Raw genomic sequence first — 16,454 nt, 5'->3', positions numbered from 1 at the left:
GAGCGTCAGCGGTCCGCAGGGACGCGGATCATGATCTCCTGCGAGACACTGGCGACCAGCACGCCTTCGCGCGTGTAGACACGGCCGGTAGCCAGACCACGACCGCCGCGAGCATTGGGTGACTCCTGCACGTACAGCAGCCACTCATCGACGCGCGCGGGACGGTGCCACCACATGGCGTGATCCAGGCTCGCCACCTTCAGCCCCGGCGTCACCCAAGACACACCGTGCGCGCGCAGGATCGACTCCTGAATCGTCATATCGCTGAGGTAGGCCAGCGCAGCGCGGTGCAGACGCTGGTCATCCGGCATCGGCGCGCGCAGACGCATCCAGACGACCTGCCGCGCGGCCTGCTCGCCGTCGGCGGCGAGATAAATCGGCGCGTCGATATGACGCACTTCAACGGGACGCTCCATCAGCAGCTGCCGCATGACCGGCTTGTTGTCCGGTGCCAGATCTTCATCGGGCGGGATCTGCTCGGGCTGCGGGATGCCGACTGGCATCGGCGTGGAATGTTCGAGCCCGGGAGCCTCGTCCTGGAACGAAGCGATCATTGAGAAGATCGGAACGCCGTTCTGGTACGCCTGCGCCCGTCTGGTCGAAAACGACCGACCATCGTGGATGCGATCGACGGCTATCGTCACGCCCTGGGTGGAATCGCCCGGGCGGAGAAAATACCCGTGCATCGAGTGCACGGCGCGATCCTCTGGCATCGTCCGCTCAGCGGCGATCAGGCATTGGCCGAGCACCTGTCCGCCGTAGATGCGCCCGGTGGGCATACTGTGCGAACTGCCGGTGAAGATGTCTTCGGTGGTCCGCGCTTGGCTCTCGTCGAGATCCAGCACGTCCAGCAGGGTGTCAACGGATGCTTGAGCCTGTGCGTCTGCGTTCATGGCGCTCCTCCCGCGACCGTCGATCGCCTCCTTGATAGTTTAGAACGCGTGCACCATCGCCTTGTTCTCGCAGACTCCGACACAGCTCGTGACGTCCTCACCTTTTTCGGCCGAGCAGGACTGGTCTCCGAGGACGGGGTACGGCTGCAGGGCGCGGATGGCGTCCTGGTCGTGACCGCTGCTGCTCTGGCGCCCCAGGGATTGTTCGACCAGACCCCGACGGTTCTCGCCATGCGGATCGTCCGCGCCGATCCGGCGTTGGAGTGCGACATCGTCGTGGACGAACTCACCGCAGATGAAGACGAGCGGATGCTGAAACTACCCGACACCGGACGTTCTCCGGCCTGGGCGGGAGTCGCGCCGCCACGTGGAGGGTGGGAGCGCACCGGAAGCCTGGAATCGTCGGTGATTGCCAACCGTGCCCAATGGGGAATCTCGGCCGTGGCGCGCGGGGCGACACCGGGCGCCGGCGAAGAGGCGGTCCGAGCGCTCCGGGCCGCCATCTGGGGTGAGCCGGACGAGGACCTCGCCGGTCTCCCGCGAGGCGTGGCCTTCGCCGCACACGCCTTCGGGTTCATCTCCGGCGAGGAGAACGTCACCGTGACAGCATCCGGCCGCTGGACGCGGTTGGGCTTCGCGCGCGGGCACGTGCTCTCGCGCGGTCCGATGGTCACCGGACTCACCGCCGTTCGCGGAACGGGCGTAGGTGCAGCGTAGCGGGTCCTACTGCGCAGCCGCGCGTCCCGCCTGACGTCCGGAGAACAGGCATCCGCCCAAGAAGGTGCCTTCCAGCGCGCGGTACCCGTGCACGCCGCCGCCGCCGAACCCGCTGGCCTCACCCGCAGCGAACAGCCCGGTGATGACGTTTCCCGAAGAGTCCAGCGCGCGTCCATCGAGGTCGGTCTCGATGCCGCCGAGCGACTTCCGCGTCAGAACGTGCAGCTTCACCGCGATCATCGGGCCGGCCGCCGCGTCCTGCAGCCGATGCGGTGACGCTGTGCGGATGAGTCTGTCGCCGCGGTAGCCGCGCATGGAGCGCAGCATCCCGATCTGCGCATCCTTGCTGAAGTCGTTCTCGATCTCGCGGTCACGAGCGATGACTTCACGGCGAACAGTATCGATGTCGAGCGCTTCGCCGCCGTCGTGCAGGCGCATCTGCTCCAGCAGGCTCTCCAGGTCGTTCTCGACGATGAAGTCCGCGCCCTCGTCGAGGAATGCCTGCACGGGACCGGTCGGGCCCTTCGCCAGACGAGACTTCAGCAGCAGCCCGACATCCTTGCCGGTGAGATCGGGGTTCTGCTCGCTGCCAGAAAGCGCGAACTCCTTCTCGACGATCTGTCGCGACGTAACGAACCAGGAATGGTCGTGCCCGGTCTGGCGCAGGTACTGGAGAGTTCCCAGTGTGTCGAAGCCGGGGAAGAGCGGGACGGGTAGACGTTGTCCCGTGGCATCCAGCCACAGGGATGACGGGCCGGGCAGGATTCGGATGCCGTGCGAAGGCCACACCGGATCCCAATTGCTGATTCCCTCGACGTAATGCCACATGCGGTCGCCGTTGATGAGGTGCGCACCGGCTGCTGCAGATACGTCATGCATCGACCCGTCCACATAGGCCGGCACTCCCGTCAGCATGTGCTCAGGAGCTGTGCCCAGCCGCTTCGGCCACGCAGCGCGCACCAGGTCGTGGTTTCCGCCGATGCCGCCGGAGGCGACGATGGTCGCACCCGCGGAGATCTCGAAATCACCGGCCACCTCGCGTGATGTGCTGAGGCCGCGGGCACTCGTGGAATCGACGAGACGGTGGCCCCGTGCTCCGATGACAGCGCCATCGGCGCTCAGCAGCTCAGTGACGCGATGGCGGGGGAGCACAGTGAGGGTTCCGGCATCCTCCGCACGGTGAACGGCATCGGCGAACGGTGCGACGATGCCCGGGCCGGTACCCCAGGTGATGTGGAAACGCGGCACCGAGTTTCCCGGACCGATCGCGCCGTAGCCGCCGCGCTCAGCCCACCCGACCACGGGGAAGAAGCCGACGCCGCGCTCACGCAACCAGGCACGTTTCTCACCCGCGGCGAACTGCAGATACGCGTCAGCCCATCGACGCGGCCAGTGGTCCTCATCGCGGTCGAAACCGGCGTTGCCGAACCAGTCCTGGGTGGCGAGTTCGAGCGAGTCTTTGATTCCGAGGCGTCGCTGCTCCGGTGAATCGACGAAAAACAATCCGCCGAATGACCACCATGCCTGACCGCCCAGGTTCGATCGGGGCTCCTGGTCGAGGAGGATCACTCGTTTACCGGCGGCTGTCGCCTCGGCGGCGGCCACGAGACCGGCCAACCCCCATCCGATCACTAGGACGTCTGCGGACAGGGGTGGGGTCGTCATGCGTTCTCCGTTGAATCCTGACTGGTCGTGCGGGTCTCGAGCGTGGGCCGGCCGGCGGCATCGGGGCCGATACTCGTGGGTTCCATGGTGTTCACCATGGCATAAGCGGCGCGTTCGAGGTAGTCCCACAGCGTCGCGTCGTGCAGTGCGGACAATTGGACTTCGTCGAGCGAGGTGCGCATGCAGCGCAGCCAGCGGTCACGGGCATCCGGATTGACGTGGAAGGGGTTGTGCCGCATACGCAGGCGCGGATGCCCGCGGCGCTCACTGTATGTCGACGGGCCGCCCCAGTACTGCGCAAGGAACAGCGCGAAGCGCTCTTCTGCGGGGCCGAGATCCTCTTCCGGATACATCGGCTTCAGGACCGGGTCGAGCGCGACCTCGCGGTAGAAGATGTTTACGATCTTCTCGAACGTCGCGTAACCGCCGACCTCATCATAGAAAGTCATTCGTTGTCCTTGGCTTCGTCGTCGTGTGCCTGGGTGTTCTTTTTGCGCCAAATCCCGCGGATCACCGGCGGCACGCCCGTGACCGGATTAGGGCGCGTCAGCGGTGGGTTCGCGCCGCGCACACGACGGGCACCCTCGGGCCCGGTGGGGATGACGGACTCCATCCGGGGAATGGTCAGATCCAGCCCCTCAACGGCTGCTTTGAGTCGCATGCGCAGTTCGCGGGCCACGTCATCCTTTGCATTCGCGCGTGTCTTGAGCACAACGCGAATAACCAGAGCATCGCCGGAGATCGACTCCAGGCCCCACACCTCTGGACGTTCGATGATGCGCGTACGCCACTTGGGTTCCTTCGCCAGTTGTTCGGCCGCCGCGAGCAGCGCGCGCTCGACCTCGGCCACATCGGCATCGACGGGCACGCCCAGGTCGATGATCGTGCGCGCCCATCCCTGCGACATGTTTCCGATCCGGAGGATCTCGCCGTTGCGCACGTACCAGAGCGTGCCGTTCACATCCCGCAGCTGGGTCACACGCACGCTCACATACTCGACCATGCCGCTGGCGAGACCCACATCCACGACATCGCCGATTCCGATCTGGTCCTCGGCGACGATGAACAGGCCGTTGAGAACGTCTTTGACGATGTTCTGGGCGCCGAAGCCGAGTCCCGCGCCGACCGCGGCCGTCAGCAGCGTGAGCGAACTCAACAGCGAAGGCGAGAGCGTCCACACGATCAGCAGCAGTGCGATCACCAGAACCACCACGTTGATGATGTTCTGCAGAATCGATCCGAGCGTGCGAGTTCGCTGAATCAGCCGCATATCTGCCAGCGGGGACTGCTCCAGAGCTTGGGTATCGTCCACGTTCGCTTTGGACTTTGCGCTGTTGACGATGCGTTGCACGACGCGCCGGATGACGATGCGCAGCACGAACGTGACAACCAGGGCGACGGCGATGATGATCGCGACGTTCAGCGCGGCGCGGCCACCGCGGGCGAGGGTCTCTAAAAAACCCGTCCAGTCGGCTTGATCCACCGGTTCGACATCTTGGAAATGCGGAAGGGAGAGCACCCCTCGATACTAGCGATCGGGCCCCTGCACCAGCTGGATGAGCTTGGTGGCAGGGGCCCGACGCAGAAGCCGAGGATCAGTCCTCAGAGTCGTCCTCCGCGTCGCGAGCCTGTGCGGCCAGGGCGCGTTCCACGTCGGCTAGCCCCTCGCTGACGAGGCGGCGCAGCGCCGGCGCAGCATCAGCGTTGTCGCTCAGCCACGTGCGGGTCGCTTCGCGAAGCTCAGCGTTGGCAAGCGGCGTCGGGTATAGCCCGACGATGAGGTAGTTCGCAATCTGGTAGGTGCGCGACTCCCACACCGGCAGCAGCATGTCGAAGTAGCTCTGTACGAACTCGCCGAGCACCTCGACGCTGTTCGGGTGGACGAAGCCCTGGGAGCCTGCGCGCACGATCGTGTTCGGGGCATCCGAGTTCTCGACCAGTCGCGTCCACGCGATGCGCTTATCCGTCACGGTGGGAAGAGCGGCGTGCGCCAGAGCTGCGAACTCGGCACCCTTCGAGGTGTTGTCCGCTGCGAGGGCGGCATCGATGGATGCCGCATCCGTCGCGCCGATCGAGGCGAGGCCGATCAGCAGCTGCCACGAGAGGTCAGCGTCGATCTCGAGGCCGGGGAGGGTGTCTTCTCCGGAGCGCAGGCGACCGACGATGCCGGCATGCTCGGAGTTGACGATCGCGCCCGCGAATGCGGTGACGAACTGCAACTGGCTGTCGCTACCGGCCGGCGCGCTCTGCGCGAGCTCCCACAGCCCTTCGGCAACCTTCAGCCGGGCAGCCTGCTGTTCACCGGGCGCCACATAAAGCGCCGCTGCCGTGCGCAGCTGGGCGAGGGTGGTGCGAACGGTCGTCGATTCGGTTTCGCTGCCGATGTTCCCGAGCACCAGATCGATGTAATCGGATGCTGCGCTCTCGGCGTCGCGGGTCTGGTCCCAGGCTGCGCCCCAGACGATCGAACGCGCCAGCGGATCGGAGATGGCGCCGAGGTGCGCGATGGCGGTGGCCAGTGACCGCTCGTCCAGACGGATCTTCGCGTATGCGAGGTCGTTGTCGTTGAGCAGTACCAGGTCTGCGCGGTCGTGACCCTGCAGCTCCGGAACTTCGGTGCGGTCGCCGTCGACGTCGATTTCGACGTAGTGCGTGCGGGTGAGCGCCCCATCGACAAGGTTGTAGAGACCGACGCCCAAGCGGTGCGGGCGGATCGTCGGGTAATCAGCGGGAGCCGTCTGCGTGACGGCGAAACGGGTGATCTTGCCTGAAGAGTCTTCGGCGATGACAGGGGAGAGCGTGTTGACGCCCGCGGTCTCCAGCCATTTGCTCGCCCAGGTGCTGAGATCGCGCCCACTGGTGGCCTCGAGCTCGGTGAGCAGATCGCTGACTTCGGTGTTGCCCCAGGCGTGCTTCTGGAAGTACTGGCCGACGCCGGCGAAGAAAGCATCGATCCCGACCCAGGCGGCGAGCTGCTTGAGGACCGAGCCGCCCTTCGCATAGGTGATGCCGTCGAAGTTGACCTGGACATCTTCGAGGTCGTTGATCTCGGCGACGATCGGATGCGTGGAGGGAAGCTGGTCCTGGCGGTAGGCCCAGGTCTTCTCCATGGCATTGAACGTCGTCCAGGCCTCGGTCCACTCCGTGGCCTCGGCGGTGGCGATGGTCGAAGCCCACTCGGCGAACGACTCGTTCAGCCACAGGTCGTTCCACCACCTCATGGTGACGAGGTCACCGAACCACATGTGCGCGAGTTCGTGCAGGATCGTGACGACGCGGCGTTCCTTGACAGCATCCGTCACCTTGCTGCGGAAGACGTAAGTCTCCGTGAAGGTGACCGCTCCCGCGTTCTCCATCGCGCCGGCGTTGAATTCCGGAACGAACAGCTGGTCGTACTTCTCGAACGGGTACGGCACGCCGAATTTTGATTCGAAGTAGGCGAACCCTTCCCGGGTCTTGTCGAAGAGGTAATCGGCGTCGATGTGCTGCCACAGGCTCTTGCGTCCGTAGACACCGAGCGGGATGATCCGGCCGTCAGAGCTGGTGAGCTCGGAGAATGTCGATTCGTACGGCCCCGCCACGAGTGCGGTGATGTAGGAGGAGATGCGCGGCGTCGGCTCGAAGCCCCATGTCGCTGTGCTGCTGGCGTCATGGTTGATCGGCTCGGGTGTGGGGGAGTTGGAGATGACCTTCCAGTTATCCGGGGCGGTCACGGTGAACTGGAAGGTGGCCTTTAGATCAGGCTGTTCGAAGACGGCGAACACACGACGGGAGTCGGGCACCTCGAACTGCGAGTAGAGGTAGACCTCGTCGTCGACGGGATCGACGAAGCGGTGCAGCCCCTCTCCGGTGTTCGTGTAAGAGCAGTCCGCGTCGACGACGAGGACGTTCTGCTCCTGGAGGTTCGTCAGCGCGATGCGGGAATCGGCGAAGACCTCGCTCGGTGACAGCTGCTCGCCATTGAGCGAGATCTCGCGCACCTCGTGTGCGATGAGGTCGATGAACGTGAAGCTTCCCGGCTTCGCGGTGAAGCGCACGACGCTGCGGGAGCCGAAGAGTTCGGCGCCCTTCGTCAGATCGAGCGAGATCTCGTACGACTGTGTGTCGACGAGAGCACGACGCTCCTGCGCTTCGATTCGGGTGAGGTTCTCTCCAGGCACAGCTGTTTCTCCCAGGGGTTCGGGGGTGTCGCCTGCAATCGATGCGCGTGGCGCCGACGGCAACCATGACAGCCTACGCCAGGACTAGGCAGATCCTTATGCAAGCAGTGGAAAGATGAGCATGTGACTGTGTCTGATGAGAATGTCGTTCCCTTCGCTTCCGAAGCCGCCGCGGCCGGTGCCGAATTCATTGAAACGCCGGTGGCTTATGACGCCGTGCTCCTCGCGGGCTTCGGCGGGCCTGAGGGACAGGACGATGTGATCCCGTTTCTGCGCAATGTGACTCGGGGGAGGGGAATCCCCGACGAACGCCTGGAAGACGTCTCGCATCACTATCGCCACTTCGGCGGCATCAGCCCCATCAACGCGCAGAACCGGGCCCTGAAAGCGGCTCTCGAGCACGAGCTGGCTGCACGGAGCATCGAGTTGCCCGTGTACTGGGGCAACCGCAACTGGGCACCGTACCTGGAAGATGCCGTCACGGACGCCGAGCGTGCGGGGGACACGACGCTTCTTGCCTTTGCGACGAGCGCCTACAGTTCGTTCTCGAGCTGTCGTCAGTACCGCGAGGACTTCGCCCGGGTGCTGACCCAGACCGGTCTTGATGACCGCGTGACAATCGACAAGATCCGTCCGTTCTACGACCACCCCGGGTTCGTCCAAGCTTTCATCGATGGCGTACACGCGGCAGTCGCACAGTTCGTTTCGGACGGGGTTCGAGCTGACGGCATCCACGTGCTGTTCTCCACGCACAGTGTTCCTATGGACGATGCCGAGCGCTCCGGACCGCGCGATATCGACTGGGGTGACGGCGGTGCTTATGCCGCGCAGCACCAGGCGGTCGCGGCCTGGGTGATGGATAAGGTTCGTCAGCTCGTGCCCGAAGCCGTAAGCACCACCTGGGAACTCGTCTACCAGTCACGATCAGGCCCGGCTTCACAGCCCTGGTTGGAACCGGACGTGTGCGATGTCATCGGTGAGCTGCCTGCGCGCGGCATCGAAGCTGTGGTCGTGGTTCCGGTTGGGTTCATGAGCGATCACATGGAAGTGCTCTGGGATCTGGACACGGAAGCTGCGGAAGCTGCCCAGGAAGCCGGCTTGCAGTTTGTGCGCACTCCGACACCGGGGATTTCGCCCGCGTTCGTCTCCGGGATCGTTGACCTCATTCAGGAGCGACTCGAAGGCCGGGCAGCATCCGATCGCGCTCACGTCACAGCGCTGGGTCCCGCATTCGATATCTGCCGTCCTGGATGCTGTGAGAACATCCGAGCCGGATTCAAACCGGCCGCTGGCGGAATCGCCCCCTGATCAACCGCTGACTCAGACACTTCTAGGATGGTGAGCATGCGCATCCACATCGCCACAGACCACGCGGGACTGGAATTCTCCACACAGCTTCAGCAGCATTTGCGAACGCTCGGACACGAAGTCATCGATCACGGTCCCGTCGAGTATGACGCGCTCGACGACTACCCGGCCTTCTGTATCCGAGCCGCTCGTGCCGTCGTGGCCGACCAGTCCGCTGGAGTCGAAGCGCTCGGAATCGTATTCGGCGGCTCGGGCAACGGCGAGCAGATCGCTGCCAACAAGGTGCAGGGCATTCGCGCTGCGCTGGTCTGGAACCTCTCCACGGCCGAACTCGCACGCCAGCACAACGACGCCAACGTGATCTCCATCGGCGCGCGCCAGCACACCTTCGAAGAAGTTGTCTCGTTCATCGAGCGTTTCATCTCGACACCGTTCTCGGACGAAGAGCGTCACGTGCGCCGTATCGCTCAGATCGCGGACTTCGAACGCGATGGGTCGCTGCTGCCGGACCCGCGCGCCTGAGATGCCTGAGGGACACTCCGTTCACCGAATTGCTCGGCAGTTCGATCGGAACTTCGTAGGCAAGACGCTGCAGGCTTCGAGTCCGCAGGGCCGATTCGTCGAGGGGGCATCGGTGCTCGACGGGCGCCAGGCCGTGAGCGTGAAAGCCGTCGGCAAGCAGATGTTCCTCGAGACCGAGGGCGATATCTGGCTTCGAGTGCATCTGGGACTGTACGGCGCGTGGGACTTCGCCGGGGAGGTCCTGCTCGACCCGACGATCGCATCCGCGAACGGACGGATGGGGCAGACGAATCAGCGCGGCACTGATCTGGATGCGGGAGCCGAGACGCCGATCCTCGACGATGCCGGTGAGAACTCGCTGTCTTCGATCGGGGCGCCTCGGCGTACGCGCGTGCATGTGCGCATGTCAGAGCAGACCAAGGGGCTGGCGGATGAGGACATGCCGTGGCCGCCGCCGGTCGTCGGGCAGGTGCGCTTGCGTCTGATGACCGACATCACCGCGGCGGACCTGCGCGGCCCCACCGCCTGCGTGCTGCAGACGCCCGATGAGATGCTCGCATCCGTCGCCAAGCTCGGCCCGGATCCGCTGGTCGGGGACCCTGCCCAGAACGAAGCACGATTCGTGCACACAGTCGGCAAGAAGGGCACCGCGATCGCGTTGCTGCTGATGGATCAGTCCGTCGTCAGCGGAATCGGGAACGTTTACCGCGCGGAGATGCTCTATCGGGCGCGGCTGAACCCGCACACACCCGGAAAAGCTGTACCTGTGGAGATCGTCCGGGAGCTCTGGCACGACTGGGCCCGGCTTCTGCCGATCGGAGTCGAGACCGGTCAGATGATGACGATGGACGACCTCTCAGCCGACGACTACCGCGCAGCTATGGCAAGTCGTGATGACCGTCACTGGGTCTATCACCGTGCCGGTCTGCCGTGCCGTACGTGCGGCACGCAGATCGTGCTCGAGGAGCTCGGTGCACGCAAGCTCTACTGGTGCCCGAAATGCCAGGCCTGACCGTGGGATCAGACTTAGGCTGAGGGAATGCGTCAGAACCCGAGTTTCACACTGGCAGACGTCGCCGAGATGCGCCGTGTCATCGAGCACAATCCCTGGGCCACTATCGTCACGGCAACCGCAGACGGCCAGGTCGCTTCGCACTACGCGGTCATGCTGGATGATGATCGTGATGACCTCACGATCGTTGCGCATGTGGGAAAGCCGGACGACCTCATCCACGAACTCGGCCAGCACGAGATGCTCGTGATCTTCCAGGGGCCGAACGGGTACATCTCACCCGGCTGGTATGACGCAGACACCAAAGCGGTACCCACGTGGAACTACACCGCGGTTCACCTTTCCGGCATCCCGGAGATCCTCAGCGACGAGGAGAACCTGCGGGTGCTGGATCGCCTCGTCGAGCGGTTCGAAGGCCAGCTGCCGGAGCCGCGGCTCATGTGGGAGCGCCCCAATGATGAAGCGTTCGTCCATCGGCTCGCGGCCGGAACAGTCGGCTTCCGCCTGACGCCGACACGCGTCGTAGCCAAACGGAAACTCAGCCAGAACAAGGATGCCGCCACGGTGGAGAACATCATCGCCGAACTTCAGAGCAACGGCGCTTATGCCAACCCGGCGCTTGCCGCGGAGATGCGCCGGGCGCAGGATGCGCGACCGGGACGAAGCGCATGAGCGCGGTCGGCGAACACATCTCGATGATTCGGGAAGTGCGCGTAGCGGGACCCGGATGCGAGTATCTGGTCGACGCCGAGCCCGTGGACATTCACCTGGACGGCGACCGAATCGTGGACATCGCCCCGACTGGCGCCCTTCGTTCAGTCGGCGCTGTTCTCGAGGGGCAGGGCGCCTGGGTGGTGCCGGGGCTGTGGGACCATCACGTGCACACCACGCAGTGGGCGCTCACTGCCGAGCGGGAGCACCTCGGCGACACGACATCGGCTGCTGAAGCCGCAGCCCGAATATCGAATGTGGCGGTGCTGACAGACGGAAGGCGAGTGGGCACAGGTTTTCGTGACGCCTTCTGGCCGGATGCCCCCTCGATTGCGGTTCTGGATGCTGCCACGGGGAGTGTGCCGACCTATTTGATCAACGCGGATGTGCACAGCGTCTGGTTGAACACCGCAGCGCTGGAGCGCGAAGGCTTTCGCACGTCCGATGGAATGCTGCGAGAGGACGACGCATTCCTGATCTCGCGGCGGTTGAACGCGGTGGACCCGGCTCACGGAGATCTGGCCGTCACACGTGCCGGAGATGCTGCCGCGGCGCGCGGCGTGACCGGGATAGTGGACTTCGATATGGCCTGGAACCTCCAAGCCTGGGACCGTCGAGCAGCGGGTGGATTCGCCGCGCAACGGGTTGAGTTCGCCGTGTACATCTCCGACCTCGACCGCGCGATCTCTGCTGGTCTGCGTACCGGGGATAGCATCGCTGATCTTGTGCGCATGGGGCCGCTGAAGATCATCTCGGATGGATCGCTGGGGACCCGGACTGCGGCGTGCTCGCATCCCTATCCCGACGACCAAACCGACTTCGGGGTGATGAACGTCTCACCCGTTGATCTCATCGAGCTGCTGACCCGTGCGACCGGGGCGGGACTCGAAGTCTCCGTACACGCCATCGGCGACCGCGCCGTGGCATCGGCGTTGGACGCGGTAGCCGCCTCCGGAGCCACCGGAACGATCGAGCATGCGCAACTGGTGCGACACGCCGACATCTCGCGAATCGCCCGACTGGGGCTGGCCGCCAGTGTGCAACCGCAGCACGCAATTGATGATCGTGACCTGGTGGAAGGGTATTGGGCTCATCAAACGGCCGTGGGCTACCCGATGGCCACGCTCCTTCGCGCGGGGGTCGAGTTGCGACTGGGCTCAGATGCTCCGGTGGCGCCGCTGGATCCGTGGGCAACCATTGCCGCGGCAGTGGCGCGGACGGATGATGACCGCGATGCGTGGCATCCGGAGGAGCAACTGACCCGCAGTGAGGCCCTTGCCGCAAGCGTTCGCTCGTCAACGAGGCCAGGGGACACCGCAGATCTTGTGCTGTGCGGTGCGGATCCGCACACGGCATCGGCATCGACGCTGCGTGCCATGCCTGTGCAGGCTACGCTGCTCGCCGGACGCATCACGCACCTGAGCTGAACGCGATCGGCAAAGCGCCCGCCGCAGTTGCGGGGGTTCTGAGGTGTTCACGCTAGCGTTGGAGGGTGAACTCCGCCGCGCCTTTCTCCTCGACCACCCGCTCTCAGCGCAGGCGCGACAAGTCTCCCGAGCACGAGAATCGCACGCGGTTCATTCCGCACGTCCAGGGGCTGCGAGCGATCGCCGTCCTCTTTGTCGTGCTCTACCACTTCTGGCCAGGACGCCTCAGTGGCGGTTACGTCGGTGTCGACGTGTTCTTCGTGATCTCCGGGTTCTTGATCACCGCGCACCTGGTCAGGGAGCTCACCTCCACGGGAACCGTGAAACTGGGCCAGTTCTGGGCACGGCGAGCACGTCGGCTGCTGCCGGCATCGCTGCTTGTCCTGCTGTTCTGCGCGATCGTCGTATCGGTCCCGTATCTGACTCCCACCTCCGCGCTCCCCGCCGAGCTCAAAGAGATCATCGCCTCGACGTTCTACGTGGAGAACTGGTTCCTGGCGTTCAACTCCGCCGACTATCTGGCGCTGACCGGCGAACCGACTACGGTGCAGCACTACTGGTCGCTCTCGCTCGAAGAGCAGTTCTACGTGCTGTGGCCGCTTCTGATGCTTCTGGCCGCGTGGGTCGCGGTCAAGTGGTTCTCGGGTGCGCGGCTTCGTGCGGTCACTATCGCCATCGCCATCGTCTCCGTTGCATCCCTCATCTTCTGCATCGTGTTCACGATCACCGACCCCGCACCCGCGTATTTCGTCACTTTCACTCGGATGTGGCAGTTCGGCGTCGGCGCGTTGATCGCGCTGGTGCCGATGCTGCGCGTTCAGCATCCGGTGCTGAGCTTCGTGCTCGGCTGGGGCGGCATCCTGGCACTTTTGTACACCGCGCTCCGCTTCGACGGGCAGACACCATTCCCGGGATACATGGCGCTGCTGCCGACCCTCGGAGCCGGTGCGATCATCGCTGCATCGAATACCGACCGCTGGTGGTATCCGACTCGCCTGCTCGCGGTTCGCCCGATGCGCTTCACCGGTGATATCTCGTACAGCCTGTACCTGTGGCACTGGCCGCTGATCGTGATTGCGCCATCGTTGCCGTTCTGGGGTCTGACCATCTATCACCGCGTTGCTCTGCTGGGCATCTGTTTCGTGCTCGCGTGGCTCACTAAACGTTTTGTGGAAGATCCGATGCGCTCGTGGAAGCCGCTGACAGCGCGCCGCCCCCGGGTCACTCTGTGGGCTGCTCTGGTGGCGATGATCCTTGTCGCCGGAACAGCCGCTGGCGGCTGGGCTGCCAACGCCCCCGCATACCAGCAGGGTGTGCAGGCCATCCAAGACGTGCGAGAGAACCCTCCGGCATGCTTCGGCGCTGCCGGTGCGCTGGATCCCGCGTGCGTTGACACGGAACTCGACGTCGTCCTCCCGGCACCCGGATTTGCGGGGGCGGATCGCCCCACCGAACAGCAGTGCTTCGTGCAGTTGAACGATACGAGACCCGTGTCGTGCGAGTTCGGGTCGGATGAACCGGATGCTGCGCAGATCGCACTCGTCGGCGATAGCCATGCCTTCCAGCTTCTGACCACGTTCCAAGCGATGGCCGAGCGTGAAGGATGGCACCTGACGACGTTCTTCAAGGGCGCCTGCCCCTGGAGCACAACTCCGCTGTCGACGGGCGGAGCGTTCGGTTCGGCATGTTCAGAGTGGCGTGACGGCATTGAAGCCGAGCTCGAGGAACGCGACTTCGATGCGGTGTTCACCGCGGCGATCTCGAACACACCCTTCTCGGCAGACGGCTATGACTCGGTACACGACGCGGCGGCGGCTGGGTACCAAGAGGCGTGGTCGACGATGACCGATCGTGGAATTCCTGTGGTCACCGTCATCGACAACCCGGTGTGGGAAACAGACCCGAACAAGTGCCTGCGGATCAGAGATCTCGCCGAGTGCGTGGGTGTGCGCTCAGACGTACTCGTCGATGAGGATCCTCTGCGTGCCGCAGCAACGGACATGGCAGGAGTGACGCTTTTAGACTTCACCGATGTGTTCTGCGACGACGACCTGTGCTATCCCGTCGTCAACGGTGCGAACGTCTACCGTGACCAGGATCACCTGACGGTGACCTTCGCCGACACACTTGCGCCGCAGTACACCCAGGCATTGAAAGAAGCGATGGCGGCTGCGGTGGAGTGATCCGCAACCGCCATCGCTGGGGTTTCTGAGCCGGGAAGTGTTACTCGGCGATGTGAGCGACGAGGAACCAGCGGTCCTTCTCGAGGCCACGCAAGATCTCGATCGCGACATCCTGACTGGTGAGGTCGACCTCGTCCAGGCCTTCGACCGCAGCCTTCGTGTCGACGAGGATCGCGTCGATGTCTGCGATCACATCGCGGATGAGAGCGTCCGACTGGGCGAAGCCGGCCGGAACGTTCGACGACGCCTTGTCAGCGACGGCGCTCAGGCGAGCGTCGATCGGCAGTCCCAGCGCAACGATGCGTTCTGCAGCGCTGTCGGCGAAGTCACCGGCGTGCGCGACAATCGTGTCGAACAATTCGTGCACCCCGACGAAGTTCGCGCCACGGACGTGCCAGTGCGCCTGCTTCGTGTTGATGGTGAGGGCCTGCAACCCGAGAACGACGGGAGACAGGAACTGAGCCGCGGCGGCAGCAACCGTCGGGTCGCTGGCAGTGGTGGAAACAGTGGTTGTCTTGCTCATAATTCTTCCTCCAGAACGGCATCTTTGTTACCTGATGGATATAACGCTACTCAGCCTGGAAGATTCCGCAAGCAAGCTGAGGCTCGGCTTATCGGGCCGAAAAGACGCGGATTCACGCGGAAGTAAGGGTAGTCTCGCCTCATGAGCATCTCCTCGTCAGCATCTGTCCTCGCCCTCCCGGATAAGACTCCGAGCATCGCCGATGACACGTTCATCGCAGACGGTGCACGCATCATCGGCGCAGTCACCGTCGAGTCTGGTGCCAGCGTCTGGTACAACGCGGTGCTTCGAGCGGATTCCGCGGCCATCACGCTAGGTCGGGGAAGCAACGTGCAAGATAATGTGTCCGTTCACGTCGACAGCGGGCATCCCGTTCAGATCGGTGAGAACGTATCGATCGGGCACAACGCGGTCGTGCACGGTTGCACGATCGGCGACGGATCGCTGGTGGGGATGGGCGCGGTGATTCTCAGCGGAGCGGTGATCGGCAAGGGATGTTTGATCGCCGGGGGAGCGGTGATCCTCGGCGGGACAGAGATTCCCGACGGATCACTGGTTGCCGGAGTACCCGCGAAGGTGCGCCGCGAGCTCAGCGACGAGGAACGAGCGGGACTCATCCAGAACGCCATGATTTATCGTCAGCATCTCGGAACGCATCAGTCGGCAAAAGCGGTGTGATCGTGCGCGGCACGAACGCTTCGCTCCGATAAGCTGGGACTCTTACGGGGCGGTGGCCAAGCTGGTTAAGGCAGCGGGCTCATAACCCGACGATTCGTGGGTTCAAGTCCCACCCGCCCTACTCTTGCCCTTATCAACCCCGTCATCACTGAGTATCTCCAGGACGTACGGTCATTAGACCGATCGAGCGGAGAGATGATGAGCGATCCGAAGGACACGCAGGGAACTCCGGGGGCCGACGAGGAAGCCGACACTGCTTCCGGTGGCGCACCAGAGGACCCTGACCAGGTGCTCGAGGAAGAGAGCACCGATGATCAGGGCAGGCCTCACGAAAAGCGCTCGGGAGGCTGAACAACGAAAAGCCCCACGTGGCCCGGGCCACGTGGGGATCTTTTGCCGTCAGCTGTCGTCGCCGGGATTCTCCGCGATCACGTCACCCTGCTCGTCGTTCTGCTGCTCTGTCGGTGGCACAGTGGGCGGATCGCCCTTTCCATCTCGGGCACCGAGGTTGTCGTGCTCTTCTGGGCCCGGCGATGGTTCCGTGCTGATGTCGGTGCGATCGGAGTCGTTGCTCATGGCGTTCCTTTCGTCGGCCGGCGTCGAGGATCCCGTGTTGGATAGGCGACGTGCGTGTCGCTCCGACGATACGGTCGTA

Annotated in this window: 16 protein-coding genes and 1 tRNA gene; 10 read left to right on the top strand and 7 right to left on the bottom strand. The window is 64.2% G+C overall.

Annotation, left to right across the window (positions count from 1 at the left end):
• Positions 1–5: 5 nt before the first annotated feature.
• A complete protein-coding gene (locus ACW5CM_RS07885; RefSeq protein ID WP_457124706.1) occupies positions 6–893 on the bottom strand; it encodes an acyl-CoA thioesterase in 888 nt (295 codons plus the stop codon).
• A 48-nt stretch (positions 894–941) separates the two neighbouring features.
• On the opposite strand from ACW5CM_RS07885, the gene ACW5CM_RS07880 reads away from it, so the two are divergent.
• Positions 942–1,610 (top strand): DUF8185 domain-containing protein, encoded by a 669-nt coding sequence (locus ACW5CM_RS07880; protein ID WP_457124705.1) that lies wholly within the window; start codon positions 942–944, stop codon positions 1,608–1,610.
• A gap of 6 nt (positions 1,611–1,616) precedes the next feature.
• Here the strand turns inward: ACW5CM_RS07880 and ACW5CM_RS07875 are convergent, their stop codons facing one another.
• The 4 genes from ACW5CM_RS07875 to pepN form a co-directional block, all read right to left on the bottom strand.
• Positions 1,617–3,275: an FAD-binding dehydrogenase gene (locus ACW5CM_RS07875; protein ID WP_457124704.1), complete on the bottom strand. Its 1,659-nt coding sequence runs from the start codon at positions 3,273–3,275 to the stop codon at positions 1,617–1,619.
• Entirely contained in the window at positions 3,272–3,724 is a 453-nt protein-coding gene (locus tag ACW5CM_RS07870) for a globin (RefSeq protein WP_438254363.1), read from the bottom strand. Before ACW5CM_RS07870 ends, ACW5CM_RS07875 begins: the two co-directional genes overlap by 4 nt.
• The gene (locus ACW5CM_RS07865) at positions 3,721–4,794 is read right to left on the bottom strand and encodes a mechanosensitive ion channel family protein (RefSeq protein ID WP_438254365.1); all 1,074 of its coding nucleotides are present in this window, start codon (positions 4,792–4,794) and stop codon (positions 3,721–3,723) included. The genes ACW5CM_RS07870 and ACW5CM_RS07865 overlap by 4 nt, the downstream gene beginning before the upstream one ends.
• Before the next feature lie 76 nt (positions 4,795–4,870).
• Positions 4,871–7,435, bottom strand: coding sequence for an aminopeptidase N (gene pepN / locus ACW5CM_RS07860; protein ID WP_457124703.1), 2,565 nt, complete (start codon positions 7,433–7,435; stop codon positions 4,871–4,873).
• A gap of 123 nt (positions 7,436–7,558) precedes the next feature.
• On the opposite strand from pepN, the gene ACW5CM_RS07855 reads away from it, so the two are divergent.
• The 6 genes from ACW5CM_RS07855 to ACW5CM_RS07830 all read left to right on the top strand — a co-directional run bounded on the left by ACW5CM_RS07855 (position 7,559) and on the right by ACW5CM_RS07830 (position 14,598).
• Positions 7,559–8,743, top strand: coding sequence for a ferrochelatase (locus ACW5CM_RS07855; RefSeq protein ID WP_439254467.1), 1,185 nt, complete (start codon positions 7,559–7,561; stop codon positions 8,741–8,743).
• Between the two features lie 36 nt (positions 8,744–8,779).
• On the top strand, positions 8,780–9,265 hold the full coding sequence (locus ACW5CM_RS07850; RefSeq protein ID WP_457124702.1) for a ribose-5-phosphate isomerase: 486 nt from the start codon (positions 8,780–8,782) through the stop codon (positions 9,263–9,265).
• A gap of 1 nt (position 9,266) precedes the next feature.
• On the top strand, positions 9,267–10,277 hold the full coding sequence (locus tag ACW5CM_RS07845) for an Fpg/Nei family DNA glycosylase (RefSeq protein ID WP_457124701.1): 1,011 nt from the start codon (positions 9,267–9,269) through the stop codon (positions 10,275–10,277).
• A 27-nt stretch (positions 10,278–10,304) separates the two neighbouring features.
• Positions 10,305–10,949, top strand: a complete 645-nt coding sequence (locus tag ACW5CM_RS07840; protein WP_438254372.1) for an FMN-binding negative transcriptional regulator — start codon at positions 10,305–10,307, stop codon at positions 10,947–10,949.
• Complete coding sequence (locus ACW5CM_RS07835) at positions 10,946–12,415, top strand: amidohydrolase (protein ID WP_457124700.1); 1,470 nt, start codon at positions 10,946–10,948, stop codon at positions 12,413–12,415. The genes ACW5CM_RS07840 and ACW5CM_RS07835 overlap by 4 nt, the downstream gene beginning before the upstream one ends.
• A gap of 65 nt (positions 12,416–12,480) precedes the next feature.
• On the top strand, positions 12,481–14,598 hold the full coding sequence (locus ACW5CM_RS07830; RefSeq protein WP_457124699.1) for an acyltransferase family protein: 2,118 nt from the start codon (positions 12,481–12,483) through the stop codon (positions 14,596–14,598).
• Between the two features lie 40 nt (positions 14,599–14,638).
• Here ACW5CM_RS07830 and ACW5CM_RS07825 read toward each other — a convergent pair whose 3' ends face one another.
• Positions 14,639–15,121 carry a Dps family protein gene (locus ACW5CM_RS07825; protein WP_438254376.1) on the bottom strand — a complete coding sequence of 161 codons (483 nt, stop codon included), beginning with the start codon at positions 15,119–15,121 and terminating at the stop codon, positions 14,639–14,641.
• Positions 15,122–15,262: 141 nt separating this feature from the next.
• Here ACW5CM_RS07825 and ACW5CM_RS07820 point away from each other — a divergent pair, with 141 nt between their 5' ends.
• The 3 genes from ACW5CM_RS07820 (at position 15,263) to ACW5CM_RS07810 (ending at position 16,150) form a co-directional block, all read left to right on the top strand.
• A complete protein-coding gene (locus tag ACW5CM_RS07820) occupies positions 15,263–15,799 on the top strand; it encodes a gamma carbonic anhydrase family protein (RefSeq protein ID WP_438254378.1) in 537 nt (178 codons plus the stop codon).
• 46 nt (positions 15,800–15,845) lie between these two features.
• A tRNA-Ile gene (locus ACW5CM_RS07815) sits at positions 15,846–15,920 on the top strand.
• Between the two features lie 77 nt (positions 15,921–15,997).
• Positions 15,998–16,150: a hypothetical protein gene (locus ACW5CM_RS07810; RefSeq protein ID WP_457124698.1), complete on the top strand. Its 153-nt coding sequence runs from the start codon at positions 15,998–16,000 to the stop codon at positions 16,148–16,150.
• 48 nt (positions 16,151–16,198) lie between these two features.
• Here the strand turns inward: ACW5CM_RS07810 and ACW5CM_RS07805 are convergent, their stop codons facing one another.
• Positions 16,199–16,375, bottom strand: a complete 177-nt coding sequence (locus ACW5CM_RS07805; RefSeq protein ID WP_457124697.1) for a hypothetical protein — start codon at positions 16,373–16,375, stop codon at positions 16,199–16,201.
• Positions 16,376–16,454: the final 79 nt, after the last annotated feature.

It is taken from the genome of Microbacterium wangyouchuni, assembly GCF_054072595.1.
This window is presented reverse-complemented; position numbering and strand designations above follow the sequence as displayed.

What these genes read in the sequence shown, in the direction of transcription:
- ACW5CM_RS07870 (WP_438254363.1), bottom strand. Translation starts at nt 3,724, where the DNA reads ATGACTTTCTATGATGAGGTCGGCGGTTACGCGACGTTCGAGAAGATC.
- ACW5CM_RS07875 (WP_457124704.1), bottom strand. Translation starts at nt 3,275, where the DNA reads ATGACGACCCCACCCCTGTCCGCAGACGTCCTAGTGATCGGATGGGGG.
- ACW5CM_RS07805 (WP_457124697.1), bottom strand. Translation starts at nt 16,375, where the DNA reads ATGAGCAACGACTCCGATCGCACCGACATCAGCACGGAACCATCGCCG.
- ACW5CM_RS07840 (WP_438254372.1), top strand. Translation starts at nt 10,305, where the DNA reads ATGCGTCAGAACCCGAGTTTCACACTGGCAGACGTCGCCGAGATGCGC.
- ACW5CM_RS07845 (WP_457124701.1), top strand. Translation starts at nt 9,267, where the DNA reads ATGCCTGAGGGACACTCCGTTCACCGAATTGCTCGGCAGTTCGATCGG.
- ACW5CM_RS07885 (WP_457124706.1), bottom strand. Translation starts at nt 893, where the DNA reads ATGAACGCAGACGCACAGGCTCAAGCATCCGTTGACACCCTGCTGGAC.
- ACW5CM_RS07825 (WP_438254376.1), bottom strand. Translation starts at nt 15,121, where the DNA reads ATGAGCAAGACAACCACTGTTTCCACCACTGCCAGCGACCCGACGGTT.
- ACW5CM_RS07835 (WP_457124700.1), top strand. Translation starts at nt 10,946, where the DNA reads ATGAGCGCGGTCGGCGAACACATCTCGATGATTCGGGAAGTGCGCGTA.
- ACW5CM_RS07820 (WP_438254378.1), top strand. Translation starts at nt 15,263, where the DNA reads ATGAGCATCTCCTCGTCAGCATCTGTCCTCGCCCTCCCGGATAAGACT.
- ACW5CM_RS07850 (WP_457124702.1), top strand. Translation starts at nt 8,780, where the DNA reads ATGCGCATCCACATCGCCACAGACCACGCGGGACTGGAATTCTCCACA.
- ACW5CM_RS07810 (WP_457124698.1), top strand. Translation starts at nt 15,998, where the DNA reads ATGAGCGATCCGAAGGACACGCAGGGAACTCCGGGGGCCGACGAGGAA.